The organism is Pseudonocardia sp. DSM 110487 (assembly GCF_019468565.1).
GTDB lineage: Bacteria > Actinomycetota > Actinomycetes > Mycobacteriales > Pseudonocardiaceae > Pseudonocardia.
Map to the genome: position 1 here is coordinate 9045169 of NZ_CP080521.1, position 14475 is coordinate 9059643.

At 72.0% G+C, this 14475-nt stretch carries 14 protein-coding genes; 5 read left to right on the plus strand and 9 right to left on the minus strand.

Features of this window, described 5'->3' with window-relative positions; all coding sequences use genetic code 11:
- Positions 1–46: 46 nt before the first annotated feature.
- From K1T35_RS42485 to K1T35_RS42495, 3 genes are read right to left on the minus strand one after another with little or no spacing between them, the layout of a single operon-like run.
- On the minus strand, positions 47–724 hold the full coding sequence (locus K1T35_RS42485) for a helix-turn-helix domain-containing protein (protein WP_220257310.1): 678 nt from the start codon (positions 722–724) through the stop codon (positions 47–49).
- Between the two features lie 32 nt (positions 725–756).
- Entirely contained in the window at positions 757–2001 is a 1245-nt protein-coding gene (locus K1T35_RS42490) for an MFS transporter (RefSeq protein WP_220257311.1), read from the minus strand.
- Between the two features lie 16 nt (positions 2002–2017).
- Complete coding sequence (locus K1T35_RS42495; protein ID WP_220257312.1) at positions 2018–3376, minus strand: NAD(P)-binding domain-containing protein; 1359 nt, start codon at positions 3374–3376, stop codon at positions 2018–2020.
- Between the two features lie 93 nt (positions 3377–3469).
- Between K1T35_RS42495 and K1T35_RS42500 the strand changes: the two genes are divergently transcribed.
- A complete protein-coding gene (locus K1T35_RS42500; RefSeq protein ID WP_220257313.1) occupies positions 3470–4333 on the plus strand; it encodes a metalloregulator ArsR/SmtB family transcription factor in 864 nt (287 codons plus the stop codon).
- 57 nt (positions 4334–4390) lie between these two features.
- Here the strand turns inward: K1T35_RS42500 and K1T35_RS42505 are convergent, their stop codons facing one another.
- Positions 4391–5557, minus strand: a complete 1167-nt coding sequence (locus K1T35_RS42505; RefSeq protein ID WP_220257314.1) for a C45 family peptidase — start codon at positions 5555–5557, stop codon at positions 4391–4393.
- Positions 5548–5889, minus strand: a complete 342-nt coding sequence (locus K1T35_RS42510) for a hypothetical protein (protein WP_220257315.1) — start codon at positions 5887–5889, stop codon at positions 5548–5550. The genes K1T35_RS42505 and K1T35_RS42510 overlap by 10 nt, the downstream gene beginning before the upstream one ends.
- Positions 5890–5968: 79 nt before the next feature.
- On the opposite strand from K1T35_RS42510, the gene K1T35_RS42515 reads away from it, so the two are divergent.
- The gene (locus K1T35_RS42515; protein ID WP_255621299.1) at positions 5969–6892 is read left to right on the plus strand and encodes a GntR family transcriptional regulator; all 924 of its coding nucleotides are present in this window, start codon (positions 5969–5971) and stop codon (positions 6890–6892) included.
- Here the strand turns inward: K1T35_RS42515 and yhjD are convergent.
- From yhjD to K1T35_RS42530, 3 genes are read right to left on the minus strand one after another with little or no spacing between them, the layout of a single operon-like run.
- Positions 6861–7886 carry an inner membrane protein YhjD gene (yhjD, locus tag K1T35_RS42520; RefSeq protein ID WP_220257316.1) on the minus strand — a complete coding sequence of 342 codons (1026 nt, stop codon included), beginning with the start codon at positions 7884–7886 and terminating at the stop codon, positions 6861–6863. The genes K1T35_RS42515 and yhjD overlap by 32 nt on opposite strands.
- A gap of 4 nt (positions 7887–7890) precedes the next feature.
- On the minus strand, positions 7891–8910 hold the full coding sequence (trpS, locus tag K1T35_RS42525) for a tryptophan--tRNA ligase (RefSeq protein WP_220257317.1): 1020 nt from the start codon (positions 8908–8910) through the stop codon (positions 7891–7893).
- 31 nt (positions 8911–8941) lie between these two features.
- Positions 8942–9115 (minus strand): hypothetical protein, encoded by a 174-nt coding sequence (locus K1T35_RS42530; protein ID WP_220257318.1) that lies wholly within the window; start codon positions 9113–9115, stop codon positions 8942–8944.
- Positions 9116–9173: 58 nt separating this feature from the next.
- Here K1T35_RS42530 and K1T35_RS42535 point away from each other — a divergent pair, with 58 nt between their 5' ends.
- From K1T35_RS42535 to K1T35_RS42545, 3 genes are all read left to right on the plus strand, one after another.
- Positions 9174–9776, plus strand: a complete 603-nt coding sequence (locus tag K1T35_RS42535; protein WP_220257319.1) for a TetR/AcrR family transcriptional regulator — start codon at positions 9174–9176, stop codon at positions 9774–9776.
- A 14-nt stretch (positions 9777–9790) separates the two neighbouring features.
- The gene (locus tag K1T35_RS42540; protein ID WP_220257320.1) at positions 9791–10645 is read left to right on the plus strand and encodes a phytanoyl-CoA dioxygenase family protein; all 855 of its coding nucleotides are present in this window, start codon (positions 9791–9793) and stop codon (positions 10643–10645) included.
- A 66-nt stretch (positions 10646–10711) separates the two neighbouring features.
- Positions 10712–11743: an FAD-binding oxidoreductase gene (locus K1T35_RS42545; protein ID WP_220257321.1), complete on the plus strand. Its 1032-nt coding sequence runs from the start codon at positions 10712–10714 to the stop codon at positions 11741–11743.
- Between the two features lie 79 nt (positions 11744–11822).
- Here K1T35_RS42545 and K1T35_RS42550 read toward each other — a convergent pair whose 3' ends face one another.
- Entirely contained in the window at positions 11823–14402 is a 2580-nt protein-coding gene (locus tag K1T35_RS42550) for a bifunctional FO biosynthesis protein CofGH (RefSeq protein ID WP_220257322.1), read from the minus strand.
- Positions 14403–14475: the final 73 nt, after the last annotated feature.

Here is a 14475-nt window from a genome sequence, read left to right on the forward strand (position 1 = left end):
CGCGTGCATGCACGCGGTCCGGAACACCGCCCGAGGCCGTCTGGGATTACCTGGCGGGCCGAATCGCGGGTGCGAGCCGCGTGACGCGGTCGGTGAGATCGTCGACGGCACGGTCGAACGCGGCGTTCTCGCCGCTGCGCGCCGGGTCCGGGACCGACCAGTGCAGCCGGTTGACGCCTGCCCCGAGCTCCTCGTGCGCGGAGTCGCAGACCGTGATCACGAAGTCGTCATCCTGGAGCACCTCGTCGACGTGCCGCGGAGTGGCGGTGGCGAGCGGGACCCTGCGCCGACGCGCCACGTCCACCGCGCCCGGGTGTACCGCGCGGGCTGGGCGGGTGCCCGCCGAGGTGGCCGGAACCGGGCTCTCGCCCGCCCACAACGCGGCCGCGAGCTGGGAGCGCGCCGAGTTCTCCGTGCACACGAACACCACCCGCACCGCGTTCCGCACCACGGTGGGACGAAGCGCGTCGAACGCACCTGGCGCGAGCGCGAGATAGGTGCGGCGGCGGTCGCCCTCGGAGCGATGCCGGGCGACGACGCCGGCCTTCTCCAGTACCCGCACGTGGTGGGCCATCAGGTTGGACGGCATGTCCAGCAGCTTCTGCAGCTCCGACGGTGACGCCTCGCCGAGCACAAGGGCGTCGACGATCGCGAGCCGCCCCGGGTCGCCCAACGCGGCGTGGATCGCTGCGCGAGCCGACAGATCGATCCGGTCAGTACCCATTGACTCAATGGTCACTGAGCGGATCTTCGAAGTCAAGGCCTCGGACCGAAGCGCTCGGCCGGCCTGCCGCGAGCGGATGGGATGGTTCCGGCGGCGAGCGCGGCGGCGGCAGCAGCGAGCACCGCGAGGACGGCGAAGACCGGCGGGTAGCCACCGAAGGCTTCGGCGAGGGCTGCGCCTACCCACGGGGCGAGGGCGGTGGCGAGCATCGCCGGTGCGGTGAGCAGCCCGCCGAGCCGGCCGTAGTGCGTCGAGCCCCACCGGTCGCTGATCGCAGTGGCCTGGAGCAGCGTGAACACGCCCCGCGCCGCGCCTGCGAGCATCGCGATGGCCACGAGAAGTACGGCGGGGCCGGGCAGGAGCGCGAGCAACGCGGTCGTGACCGCGCCGAGTGCGAGGATGATCACTCCTCGCGCCCGGACGCCGGTGGTGCGGCTCAGCCGGCTGTAGCCGAGTCGTCCGATGACCTGCCCCAGGCCGCCGAGGCCGAGCGCCCAGGCTGCGGTGGTGGCGGACAGGCCGCGTTCGATCAGCAACGGCACCTGGTTGACCACGACGGCGAAGGCACTGAACGTCGCGAGGGCGACGGCGATCACCAGCAGGACGAACGGCCGACTGCGTGCGATCGCCCCCGGGTCGCGGTGCGCCCCCGCGGCGGGCTCGGGGTCCGGCCACCGGCCGCGTAGCCCGAGGAAGTGGGCCGGGATCGTGACGACGGCCAGCACGACCGCAAGGACCACGTAGGTCCGCCGCCAGTCGAGGTGCTCGACCAGTGCCGCGGTGATGGGCGCGAAGATCGTGCTGGCCAGGCCGGCGAGCAGGGTGAGTCCGGTCAACGCGGTGACCCGGCGCGGTCCCCACCACCGGGTCAGCGCGGCGAAGGCGGGTTGGTACAGCACGCCGGCCATCGACACCCCGGCCACGATCCACGCGACGAAATACCACGGCAGCGTCGGCGCCGACGCGATCCCGAGCACAGCAGGCGCACCCAGTACGGAGCCGACCGTCATGATCGGACGCGGCCCCCACCGGTCCAGCCACCGCCCGGCCGGAATGCCTGCCGCCGCCGCCACGACCAGGCCGGTGGAGAACCCGGCGGTGATCGCGCTGATCGACCAGCCGGTCTCGGCCGCGATGCTCGGCGCGAGCACCGGGAACGCGTAGTAGAGAACGCCCCAGCTCGTGATCTGGGTGATGCACAGGACCACGAGTACGCGACGGAGCCCGAATTCCGTCAACGACTCGGACCCCGTCGCGCCGACCTGAGCAGATCGCATGATCCGGACTCGATCGTCAGCGACCGGCCGGCGCCCCGATCGACACCGCCACCGGTGCCGACGGGCCACAACACCCACCGGCCGCCGCGGTCGTGCCCTCGTCTTCGAGCTCGTCGAGCAGGCCACCGCCGCTGCAGACACCGGTCTCGGGCAGCACGAGCTCGACCCGCTCGGCCGACTCGCGGTCCCCGGCGATCGCCGCGACGACCGAACGGACCTGCTCGTAGCCGGTCAGGGAGAGGAACGTGGGGGCGCGCCCGTAGCTCTTCATGCCCACGAGGTAGACGTCGGGTTCGGGCTGGGCCAGCTCGACCGCGCCGTGCGGGTACACCGTGCCGCAGGAGTGCACGTTCGGGTCGATCAGTGGAGCCAACGCCCGCGGCGCCTGCAGCACCGGATCCAGATCGAGGCGAACCTCGCTCAAGATGCTCAGGTCGGGTCGGAATCCGGTGAGCACGACCACCTCGTCGACCGGACCCACGGTCGTCCCGTCGAACGACTCCAGCACGACTCGCTCGCCCTCGGTGCGCTGCACAGCGCTGGTGCGGAAGCCGGTCACCGTGGTGATGTGCCCTGCGGCGGCCGCGCGTGCCGCACGTTCGCCCAGCGCGCCACGGGCGGGCAGCTGATCGGCCTCGCCACCACCGAAGGTGTTGCCGACCTCGCCACGGCGCAGCAGCCACTGCACGTGCATACCGGGATGGTCCTCGGCCAGCTCGGCGAACGCCACCAGCGCGGTCAGCGCGGAGTGCCCGCTGCCGGCAACGGCGATCCGCTTCCCGGCGTAGCGGGCGCGTTCGGCCGCATCGGTCAGATCCGGCACCCGGTAGCGGATCCGGTCCGCGGCAGAGTCCTCGCCGAGCGCGGGCAGCCCATCCCCGCCCAGCGGGTTGGGCAGGCTCCACGTCCCGGAAGCATCGATCACCGCCCGAGCGGTGACCCGCTCCTCACCGCCTGCGGTCCGCACCCGAACCGTCAGGGGCTCGGTCCCGCGAGCGGCGTCGACCACGCGGTCCCACCCGCGCCGGGTGACTCCCACGACCCGGGAGCCGAAGCGGACCGAATCGCCGAGCGTGTCGGCCAGTGGCTGCAGGTACCGCTGCGCCCACTCCGCCCCGGTCGGGTACGCGTCCGGGTCCGGCGCCTGCCAGCCCGTCGGCGCCAGCAGCTTCTCCGCTGCCGGGTCGACGAGCTCGCCCCACCGGGAGAACAGCCGCACGTGGTGCCACTCCCGCACCGCCGCTCCGGCAATCGGCCCGGCTTCCAGCACCAGCGGGGTCAGGCCGCGCCCGACCAGATGCGCGGCCGCCGCCAACCCGGCGGGGCCCGCACCGATGACGACGACCGGCAGTTCGCCCTTGCTCAACCCGCTCATGCTTCCTCCATCGATCGTGGTCGATCCATGCCGCGGCACTCTATCGACGGCGCTCGATTGACGCAACCATCGATCGTGGTCGATACTCGTGGCATGAACGCACCCTTGCCGCTGACCGTCGTGCCGCCGCGGCAGCCGGCCCAGCTCGCCGCGCACGACGCTGCGACCTACGCCGAATGGTTCGCCTGCCTGGCCGAGCCGATGCGGGTGCGGCTACTGCATGCGGTCGCCGTCGCAGGTCCGGAGATCACCGTCGGGGCGCTCACGGAGCAGCTGGGGATCAGCCAGTCGACCTGCTCGCACCACCTGCGCAAGCTGGCCGATGTCGGGTTCGTGCGGCTGCGCAAGGAGGGCACGTCGACGTTGGTGTCGGTCAACCCGGCGTGCTGCACCGGCCTCCCGCATGCCGCGGACGCGGTGATGGGGATGCTCGGGCCGCGTCCGTGCTGCCCGCAGGACCTGCCCGCCGACGTCACCGTCCGCGCCCTCGAACCGTCCGACTGGCCCGACGTCCGGCGGATCTACGCCGAAGGCATCGCCACCGGCGACGCCTCTTTCGAAACCGACGTGCCGGACCGCCGCACCCTGGATCGGGCCTGGCTGCCCGAACACCGCTGGACCGCCGAGATCGACGGCCGGGTAGTCGGCTGGGCGGCCGCGAAACCGACCTCGGACCAGCCTGCATACGCCGGCGTCGCCGAGACCGCGATCTACGTCGGCGACGGCTACCGCGGGCGCGGGGTGGGCAAAGCCCTGATCCACCGCCAGGTGATGGCCGCCGACGACGCCGGCATGTGGACCCTGCAAACCTCGATCTTCCCCGAGAACCGGGCCGGCATCGCCGTGCACCGCTCCGCCGGGTTCCGCACCCTCGGCATGCGCGAACGCATCGCCCGCCACCACGGCGCATGGCGCGACACCGTCTTCATGGAACGCCGCCGCACCGACGACCTCTGACGTCGGTTCGGGACATGTCCGGCGGCGGGCCCTGACCGGTCAGCTCGGTGCTCGAGGTCAGGCGGGCTGCAGGGCGGGGATCGTGAACTCGAGTTCGGGGCTGTAGCGCGGGGCGCCGTCCTGGGCGTCGCCCAGGTAGAAGTGGGTGGCCATGGTGCAGCGCTCGAGGTCGAAGACGGTGCGCCACAGCGTCCGGGCCGGGTAGGGCGTGTCGGTAGCGGCGTCGACGCGCACCGCGTCGAGGGCCTCGCGCATCCGGGCGGCGGAGGGGCCTGCGCCCGCCGAGCGCTCGGAGATCGTCCGGTAGCGCAGGTAGGTCAGCATCGTCTCCTCGGTGTCCGCGGGCAGAGCCGCCGGGTCGAGGTGGCGGTGCAGCGGGTGGTTGGTCATGCAGAGCGCGCCGTCCGCCTCCACGACGTGCTCGTCACCGCCGGGACCGCGTTCCCAGACGAACGCCGCCCCGCTCCGGTCCGCGACGAGGTAGTGCAGGGCGACGCCGAGGTCGTACTGCTTGGCGTCGAGCAGCGCCGCCTTCGCCTCCTGGACGGTCCTGCAGGTGTCCAGCAGGAACCGGGGGAGCTGGCCGCTCGACACCCCGACCTGCGGACCGGCGCCGACCGGCCCGGTCGCGTTCTCGGCATCGGCCAGGTTCAGCACGACGGCGAGGCCGTGCTCGTTGATCCCCTCCATGCAGCCGTCGAGTTCGTTCATCGTCAGCACGGTGGTGGCGGGCCCGTCCTCGGGCACGCTGGTGATCACGTAGGGCCGCGCGCTCAGCGGCATCTCGGCGCTCGGCGGAGCCTCCTGGCCGGCGAGCATCGCGAAGAGCTCGCTCGCGCCGGTCGTGAAGAAATCGTAGTTGCGGCCGAGCACGCCGCGACCGTCGATGGTGTCGGCCGGCGGGTAGAAGCTCGCCGAGCAGGCCGACCCAACCGGGATCCCACCGGCTCCATCCAGGTACACATCGTCGGTGTCCGGGTCGAGGCCGAGCGCCTCCGCAGCGCCCTGCATGCGCGCGAAGTGCTGCGGCCAGTGTCGGGCGAACCATGCCCGCCGGGCGCGGGCCTTCAAGTGATCGGCGGGCGCGGGCGTCCAGCCGTAGGTGCGCTGCGCCTCGACGGCCAGCGCACGCCCGATGTCCACCTGGCTGCCGGACGCGGTGATGTGCCGCACGGCCATGAAATCGGCAGTGCCGCCGGCGACGATCTCACTGGTCACGAACATGTCTTCGCTCCTTGTCTCGGGGTGGGGCGCCACATCGGCCACAGGCTCGGGCCGTCGGGGAGCTGGATCGGGTCACCGGCGTCGCGGAACCCGTGTCGCTCGTAGAGCGACCGGCTGCGCAGCGACGTCGCCTCCAGGTATGCGGGCAGGCCGTCGGCATCGGCTCGGACGAGGCGCGGAGCAGGGCGGCGCCGAGCCCGCGTCCTCGCGCGGCGGGTACGACGCCCAGCAGCACTAGGTACAGGGCACCGGCCGGGTAGCAGCCACCTCGCCAGTGGATCGTCGGCGACGGCCGCGACCAGCACCTGAACCACCGAGCCGGGATTCGTCATGCGTACACCGTATTTGTACCGCTCGATCCCCGTATACATCTGGCAGTGCGCTATCGATCCGCACTAGTACAGTCGTGGGGTGACGGAGCCGCCATACCTGCACATCGCCGCAGCCATCCGCACCCGGATCGCATCGGGCGCCCTGCGTCCCGGCGATCGGGTGCCCTCCACCCGACAGGTCGTCCGCGACTTCGGGGTGGCGATGGCGACCGCGACACGTGCCCTCGCGGTACTGCGGGACGAGGGGCTCCTCGTCACGCGCTCCGGGGCGGGCACCGTCGTGCGCGCGTCCGGCCCGCCGCCCCGCCGCAGCGCGCCTGCCCACGAGCTCAGCTCGGACCGGGTCGTCGCCACCGCCATGGGCGTGGCTGACGCCGAGGGCCTCGACGCCGTCTCGATGCGCAGGCTCGCCGCGGAGCTCGGGGTCGGCCCGATGTCGCTGTACCGCCACGTGGCCGGGCGCGACGCGCTGGAGCTGCTCCTCGTCCGCGCCGTGCTGCGGGCGCACCCACTGCCCGAGCCCGGACCGTCGGGGTGGCGCGCGAAGCTCGAGCTGGTGAGCCGGGTGCAATGGAACGCCTACCGCGCCCACCCGTGGCTGCCCGAGCTGATCTCCATGACGAGGCCCGTGCTGGTCCCCGAGGCGATGGCCCACACGGAGTGGACGCTGCAGGCGCTGGCGGGCCTTCCCCTGACCCGGGCCGAACGGTTGCGCGAGGCGCTCACGCTGCCCGCGCTGGTGCGCGGCCTGGCTGCCAGCGGCGCGGCGGAGACTCTGGCCGAGCGGGAGACCGGCCAGAACAACGACGAGTGGTGGGCCACCCTCGGCGGCGAGGTCCGCGCGCTGCTCGGCTCGGGCCGGTTCCCGCACCTGGCGGCGGTCCAGGGCCAAACCCCCGAGGACATGGACGCGCTACTGGAGCACGCATTGGCCCGCCACCTCGACGGCCTGGAGATGCGCCTCCGGGGCGCTACTTCCTCCGGCGGATCAACCAGCCGGTGAGCGCACCTGCGCCCAGGAGGCCGAGCGCGGTCGTGGCCGTTGGTCCCTTCCGGAGAACCACTTCCGTGTGCAGCACCGGCGGCTCGGGAACGGGCACCGGCTTCTCCTGCTCGTTCTCCTGCGCCGTGGCGGCCCACGCCGTGACGAAGAGGACGAAGCGCGACCCGAAGAACACGAAGACCAGCAGACCGAGGAACGAGCCGAACACCGCCCCGCTCGGCGACGACGTCACACTCGCCAGGTAGTAGGTCATGATGATCTTCAGGAACTCGAATCCCACCGCGCCGAACAGAGCGGCCTTGGCGGCGCTGCGCAGCGTCGCGTGCTCGCGCGGGAGGCGCGCGATGACCCACAGGAAGATCAGCCAGTTCGCGACGATGCCGAGCAGGAACCCGAACACGCCGAGCAGGAACAGGGCCCAGCCGTGGTCACCGAGCCCGACGAACCCCAACAGGTCCTCGGCGAACCCGGCGACCGAGCCCGTGATCGCGAACGACCCGACCAACGCCAGCCCGAGCCCTGCGAGCGAGAGCAGGTCGAACAGCAGCCGCTTTGGCAGCGCCGGGGCGGCGGGCACCTGCGCCCACTGCTCGGAGAGGGCCTCCCGCAGGTTCGACATCCACCCGATGCCGGAGTACAGCGCCGCGAGCAGGCCCAGCAGACCGACGGCACCACGCTGGTCGATCGCCTGCTCGACGATATCCTCGATCATCTGGTTCAGCCCGGGCGGGACGTTCTCGGTGATCGCGGCCTGCAGCTCGCCGAGCAGCGCCGGGTTGAAGAACAGCACGTAACCGGCGACGGCGAACGCGATCATCAGCAGCGGCACCAGCGACAGCACGCTGAAGAACGTGACCGCCGCTGCGTAGTGGTCGCCGTGCCGCTCGGTGTAGCGGGTGCCGGCCCGGACCAGGTGGTCAAGCCACTCGTGCCGCGCGCGCAGCTGCTCGAGCTTCGAGGGCTTCTCGTCGGCTGGCGCGGCCACGCGCGTCATCCCATCACGTCGGCGGCAGGAAACCGATCCTCTCGTGGACGACGGTGAGCGTGGCGGAGGCGATCTCGCGCGCCCGGGTGGCTCCGCGGGCGAGTACTCGATCCAGCTCGGCCGGGTCGTCCCGGTAGGTGCGTACCCGTTCCCGCAGCGGTTCGACGAATTGGGCGACGAGTTCGGCAAGATCCTTCTTCAGGTCGCCGTAACCCTTGCCCGCGTAGTCCGCCTCGATCTCGGAGATCTTCCGGTCGGTGAGAGCCGAGTAGATCGTGAGCAGGTTCGAGATGCCCGGCTTGGCCTCCGGGTCGAACCGGATCTCCCGCTCGGTGTCGGTGACCGCCGAGCGGATCTTCTTGGCGCTCACCTTCGGGTCGTCGAGCAGCTCGATGATGCCGGCCGGGCTGGAGGCCGACTTGCTCATCTTGGCCGTCGGGTCCTGCAGGTCCTGGATCTTCGCGATCCCCGTGGGGATGAACGGCTCCGGCACGACGAACGCCTTGCCGAAGCGGGTGTTGAACCGCTGCGCGAGATCGCGGGTGAGCTCGAGGTGCTGGCGCTGGTCCTCGCCCACCGGCACGCCGTCGGCCTGGTAGAGCAGGATGTCGGCGGCCTGCAGGATCGGGTAGGTGAACAGGCCGACGGTGGCCCGGTCTGCGCCCTGGCGTGCGGCCTTGTCCTTGAACTGGGTCATCCGGCTCGCCTCGCCGAAGCCCGTGAGACAACCGAGCACCCACTCGAGCTGCGCGTGCTCGGGCACGTGGGACTGCACGAACAGCGCGCACCGACCCGGGTCGAGGCCCAGTGCCAGCAGCTGGGCCGCGGCGTTGCGGGTGCGGTCGGCGAGCGACTTCGGGTCGTGCTCGACGGTGATCGCGTGCAGGTCCACGACGCAGTAGAACGCGTCGTAGGAGTCCTGGATCGCCACCCACTGGCGGACCGCGCCGAGGTAGTTGCCCAGGTGGAACGAGTCCGCGGTCGGCTGGATGCCGGAGAGCACCCGCTGGCGACGGTCGGTGGGGGCGGTCATGCCCCCGATTCTCCCAGTTCCCGCGAACGGGTTACGCCGGGGCGGTGCCGTCCTGCTCGGGCTCGTCGGCGGCGACCCGCTGCACCTGCACCGTGCGGTTGTCCAGGTCGATCGGCCCCAGCTGGAAGTGCTCCTGGCCGTCGCCCGCCTCCGTCGACTCGTCCGTGATCTTCCGCCCGGGGAACATCTCGCCAAGCACACCCATGCGGCCACAGTACGCTCGACTTTGACAAATGAGTTGAGCTCAACTTACGGTCATCGTCGTGACGACCCCGAAGGCGCCTCGCGGCGCCGCGGCACGCGAGAAGCTCCTGGCAGCCGCAGCCGAAGAGCTGGCCGATACCGGTGAGCTGGAGGTGGCCGCGGTGTCGCGCCGGGCAGGGGTGAGCAGCGGCCTGCCGTACCGGTACTTCGGCACGCGCAGCGGCCTGCTGATCGCGGTGCTCGACGCCTTCTACCAGCGGCTGGGCGATGCTGCGGCGTTACGCGAGTACGACGCGCCGACCTGGGCGGAACGCGAGCGGCAGCGGATCCACGACTGGGTCACCGCGGTGTACGCCGACCCGCTGTCACCGCTCGTGCTCGGCGGCCTGGTGGGAGACGCGGAGGTCGCCGCCGGGAACACCCGCCACCTGCACCTGTTGATCGAGCTCGGCGCTCGCAACATCGCCCACGCGCAGCACGCCGGTGAACTTCCGGCCGGTCGGGACCCGGAGTTCCTCGCCGCGGCAACGCTCGGCAGCACCAACGCCATCCTCTCGGTGGCGCTCACCAGAACACCCCGGCCGCCCGCCGAAGACGTCATCGCCGAGGTGTGGGGCGTGGTCCGCGGAGCAGTCGGTCTCTCCAGCGCGATCGCGAAATGAAGGGACTCACAACCATGTCACGACAGCCGGACAGGATCGCCGATCTGGAGGACCTGGGTCTCGATCTGGCTCGGCGGCACACGGCGACCGCGAGCATCGGGGCCGCCGTGGACCCCGCGGTCATCGACGCCGATCTCGCCGCCCTCGAGCGCGACGGTTACGTCATCCTGGAGAACCTGATCAGCCCGGAGGAATGCGAGCGGATACGCGCGGCCGTCACGCCCCTGCTGGACAGGACCGGCCGGAACACGTTCGAGGGCGAACGCACGCAACGCGTCTACAGCGTGCTCGGCAAGACCCGCGCCTGCGACCGGCTCGTGGACCATCCGCGGGCACTCGCTCTGTTGGACCGGCTGTTCCTGCCCAACTACCTGCTGTCCCAGCTGCAGGTCATCAACATCAACCCTGGCGAGGCCGCCCAGCTCCTCCATCCGGACGACGCGATCTACCCGGTGGCCCGCCCGCGGGCACCCCTCGGGGCCGCGACGGTGTGGGCCATCGACCCTTTCACCGACGACAACGGCGCAACGGTGGTCCTTCCGGGCAGCCACCGCTGGGACGACGACCGCAGGCCCGGCGACCACGACACCGAGCTCACCGCCGTGATGCCGTCCGGTTCGTGCGTGTTCTTCGTCGGCACCCTCTGGCACGGCGGCGGCGCCAACCGCTCCGATCAGGCGCGCCTCGCCGTCACGGCGCAGTACTGCGAACCGTGGCTCCGCCCTCAGGAGGCGTTCACGCTCTCCACGGACCGCGAGACCGTGCGCGCGGTGTCGGAGGACATCCGCCGGATGCTCGGCTACAGCATCCACCCACCGTTCATCGGCATGGTCGACGGCATGCACCCCAAACGCCTTCTGCACACGTAGCCCGCCATATCCGGTGGATGACCATCCCGGTTCCCACCTACCGTCGTGCGCCGACGGAGGAGGGGAATGACGGACGTCGTCGTCGTGGGCGCCGGGATCGTCGGAGCATCGGTGGCCTACCACGCAGCCCGGCTCGGCGCGGCGGTCACGATCGTGGACAGGGCGCTGCCCGGCGCGGGCGCCACCGCCGAGTCGTTCGGATGGATCGGCGCATCGGAACGCGTGCCGGGGCCGGGCGGACCCCTCCACGCCATCGCGACTCGGGAGTACCGGCGGCTGGCCGCCGAGCTGCCCGCCGTGCGCGTGTACTGGAAGGGCTCGCTCCTCTGGGGCGGGCGGCACACCGTCGACGACCTCGAACCCGGTCGACACCTCGTGGACGCCGAACAGGCCGCCGCCCTCGAGCCCAACCTGCGCACGCCTCCGAAGCAGGCCGTTCACATCCCCGGCGATGGGGCGGTCGACCCGCTGGCCACCACCGACGCCCTGGTCGGCGCGGCCCGCGAGCGGGGGGTCCGGCTCGTAGCGGGCACCGCGGTGACCGGGCTGCGAACCGTGCGAGGCCGGGTCGTCGGCGTCGAGACGACGGGTGGCCTGCTCGGAGCCGACAGCGTGGTGCTGGCGAACGGCGCCGATGTGCCCGTGCTCTGCGCGGCACTCGGCGCCGCGGTGCCGGTCGGGCCGTCACCGGCGATCCTGCTGCGGCTCACCGGCCCACCGGATCTCGTGCGGACGATCGTGGCCACTCCGGACATGGACGTGCGCGCCGCCCGTGACGGCGAGTTCGTCGCCGCCGTCCGGTACACCGGTGAGACGAGCGCCGCCGAGCTCGCGCGGTCGGCGGAACGCGTCCGCGACCGGATCGCCGACCTGTTCCGCGGCGGCGAGGACGTGCGGCTGATGAGCGCGCGGGTCGGGATCCGGCCGATGCCGACCGACGGCCACCCGTTGATCGGACCATTTCCCGCCGCCAGAGGGGCCTACCTCGCGGTGATGCACTCCGGAATCACGCTGGCACCGGTCGCAGGGCGACTGGTCGCCGAGGAGCTGGTCCACGGCATCGAGGCCCCGGAGCTCCAAGGCTGCCGACCAGGGTGAGCGGCGCGACTCGCATGCACTGACAACGCGACTCGCGTGCACTGATACCGCGACTCGCGGAGGTTCCCCTGGCCGCGCACTACGCGGGGGTCAGCGGCAGCAGCCGCGGCGCGGGCCGCTGCGCCGGCACCAGCCGCTCCACCGGCTCCCGGTAGGTGGTGCTGCGCTGGCGCACCGGACGTCCGGCCGCCGCGGCGATCGCGGCCAGCTCGGTGACGGTGCGGGCGGAGCCGTTCTCCGAGCCGGCCATCCGGCTGATCGTCTCCTCCATCAGCGTGCCGCCCATGTCGTCGGCGCCGCCGCGCAGGATGTCGGCGGCCGTGTCGTCACCGAGCTTCACCCACGAGCACTGGACGTGGTCGATCCGGCCGTGCAGGGCGAGCCTTGCGAACGCGTGCACGGCCCGGTTGTCGCGCACCGTCGGGCCGGGGCGGGCGATGCCTGCGAGGTAGATCGGCGCGTTGTGGTGCACGAACGGCAGGGGGACGAACTCGGTGAACCCGCCGGTGTCGTCCTGCAGGGCGGCGAGCGTGCGCAGGTGGCCGAGCCAGTGCCGGGGCTCGTCGACGTGCCCGTACATCATCGTGGACGACGAGGGGATCCCCAGCCGGTGCGCGGTGCGCACCACCTCCAGCCACTGCGCCGCCGGCAGCTTGCCCTTCGTGAGCACCCAGCGCACCTCGTCGTCGAGGATCTCCGCGGCGGTGCCCGGGATCGAGCCCAGCCCGGCGTCGCGCAGCTCGGTGAGCCACTCCTCGATCGACACGCCCGCCTTCGCCGAGGCGGACACGATCTCCATCGGCGAGAACGCGTGGACGTGCATGCCCGGCACCGCGGCCTTCACCGCGCGGACGAGGTCGGCGTAGAAGGTGACCGGCAGCTGCGGGTCGATCCCGCCCTGCATGCACACCTCGGTGGCGCCCGCCTCGGCCGCCTCCACGGCGCGGGAGGCGACCTCGTCCAGCGAGAGCCGGAACGCGTCGGTGTCGCGCTCCCGCTGCGCGAAGGCGCAGAACCGGCAGCCGACGTAGCAGACGTTCGAGAAGTTGATGTTGCGGTTGACGACGTAGGTGACCTCGTCGCCCACGACGTCCGAGCGCACGGCGTCGGCGAGGCGGGCGAGCTCCTCCAGCGCCGGTCCCTCGCCGGTGAGCACGGCCATCGCGGCCGCCTCGTGCGCCGGGTCGAGCAGGGCAGCCGGATCGGAGGCGGCCAGCGCGAGCCCCGCGCGGACGTCGGAGTCCAGCCGCACAGGGGCCGTCCGCCGCGTCGCTGCGAGCTCCTCGGCGACCGACTCCCAGTCGCCGTAGACCGAGGCGAAATCGCCCCGCCGGTCCTCGGTACGGCCCTCCGTGTCGATCGCGGTGTTGAGGTCGACCCTGCCGGTGGAGGCGAATCCGCCGTCCGGTTCCTGCCACGGCCGCCCGACCACCTCGGCGCTCTCGTCGGCCAGCCCGGTCTCGGCGTCGGCGAGTGCGGCGAGGTGCGCCGAGATCCGGGAGTCGATCCAGGGCGAGCCGGCCAGCACGTACTTCGGGTAGACGGCCAGCCGCTCCCGGATGGTGAACCCGGCGGCAGCCGAGCGCGTGGCCAGCTGGTCGATCGCGGGCCACGGCATCTCCGGGCTGACGTGGTCGGCGGTGACCGGCGAGACGCCGCCCCAGTCGTCGATCCCCGCGCGCAGCATGAGCGCGAACTCGTCGCCGATCAGGTTCGGCGGCGCCTGGATCCGCATCTTGGGGCCGAGCACGATCCGCGCGACGGCGATGGTGGCGGCGAGATCGTGCAGGTCGGCATCCGGGTCCTTCGCCATCGCGGTGTCCGGCTTGGCCCGGAAGTTCTGGATGATCACTTCCTGGACGTGCCCGTGGGCCCGCGCGGCCGAGCGGATCGCGAACAGCGAATCGGCCCGCTCGGTGCGGTTCTCGCCGATCCCGATCAAGATCCCCGTTGTGTACGGGACGCCGACGCGCCCGGCATCGGTGATCGCGCGGAGCCGGACGGCGGGCTCCTTGTCCGGGCTGCCGTAGTGCGGCCCGCCGCGCTCGCTCCACAGCCGCTCGGCGGTGGTCTCCAGCATCATCCCCATGCTCGCGGCCACCGGCTTGAGCCGCGTCAGCTCGGCCCAAGACAGCACGCCCGGGTTGAGGTGCGGCAGCAGGCCGGTCTCCTCCAGCACCGCGATCGCCGAGGCCCTGACGTAGTCAAGGGTGGAGTCGTAACCGCGCTCATCCAGCCACTCCCTGGCCGCGGGCCAGCGGTCCTCCGGCCGGTCGCCGAGCGTGAACAGCGCCTCCTTGCACCCCGCGGCCGCGCCGGCGCGCGCGATCTCCAGCACCTCGTCCCGCTCGAGGAACGCGGCCGGGAGCCGGTGCGGCACCGTGGCGAACGTGCAGTAGTGGCAGCGGTCGCGACACAGGCGGGTGAGCGGGATGAACACGTTCTTCGAGTACGTGACCACACCCGGCCTGCCCTCGCCCACCAGGCCGGCGTCTCGCACCCGGGAGGCCACGGCGAGCAGCTCCTCGAGGGCTTCACCACGCGCAGCCAGCAGGACGGACGCCTCGGCGACGTCGATCGTGACGCCGTCACGGGCCCGCCGCAGCGCGCGGCGGAGGGCAGCATCGGACGGCGCGGTCTCGCGGGACACCTCGACCATGGCATGCACAGTAGGTCGGCCGAGACGAGAAGGTCGACCTGACGAGCGTCGCTACAGATCACAGCGCATCCCG

Bases quoted from the DNA above. Each gene is read 5' to 3' on its own strand.
- K1T35_RS42500 (WP_220257313.1), top strand. From the start codon at position 3,470: ATGAACGCACCCTTGCCGCTGACCGTCGTGCCGCCGCGGCAGCCGGCC.
- K1T35_RS42510 (WP_220257315.1), bottom strand. From the start codon at position 5,889: ATGACGAATCCCGGCTCGGTGGTTCAGGTGCTGGTCGCGGCCGTCGCC.
- K1T35_RS42545 (WP_220257321.1), top strand. From the start codon at position 10,712: ATGACGGACGTCGTCGTCGTGGGCGCCGGGATCGTCGGAGCATCGGTG.
- K1T35_RS42490 (WP_220257311.1), bottom strand. From the start codon at position 2,001: ATGCGATCTGCTCAGGTCGGCGCGACGGGGTCCGAGTCGTTGACGGAA.
- K1T35_RS42485 (WP_220257310.1), bottom strand. From the start codon at position 724: ATGGGTACTGACCGGATCGATCTGTCGGCTCGCGCAGCGATCCACGCC.
- K1T35_RS42530 (WP_220257318.1), bottom strand. From the start codon at position 9,115: ATGGGTGTGCTTGGCGAGATGTTCCCCGGGCGGAAGATCACGGACGAG.
- K1T35_RS42550 (WP_220257322.1), bottom strand. From the start codon at position 14,402: ATGGTCGAGGTGTCCCGCGAGACCGCGCCGTCCGATGCTGCCCTCCGC.
- yhjD (WP_220257316.1), bottom strand. From the start codon at position 7,886: ATGACGCGCGTGGCCGCGCCAGCCGACGAGAAGCCCTCGAAGCTCGAG.
- K1T35_RS42495 (WP_220257312.1), bottom strand. From the start codon at position 3,376: ATGAGCGGGTTGAGCAAGGGCGAACTGCCGGTCGTCGTCATCGGTGCG.
- K1T35_RS42505 (WP_220257314.1), bottom strand. From the start codon at position 5,557: ATGTTCGTGACCAGTGAGATCGTCGCCGGCGGCACTGCCGATTTCATG.
- trpS (WP_220257317.1), bottom strand. From the start codon at position 8,910: ATGACCGCCCCCACCGACCGTCGCCAGCGGGTGCTCTCCGGCATCCAG.
- K1T35_RS42540 (WP_220257320.1), top strand. From the start codon at position 9,791: ATGTCACGACAGCCGGACAGGATCGCCGATCTGGAGGACCTGGGTCTC.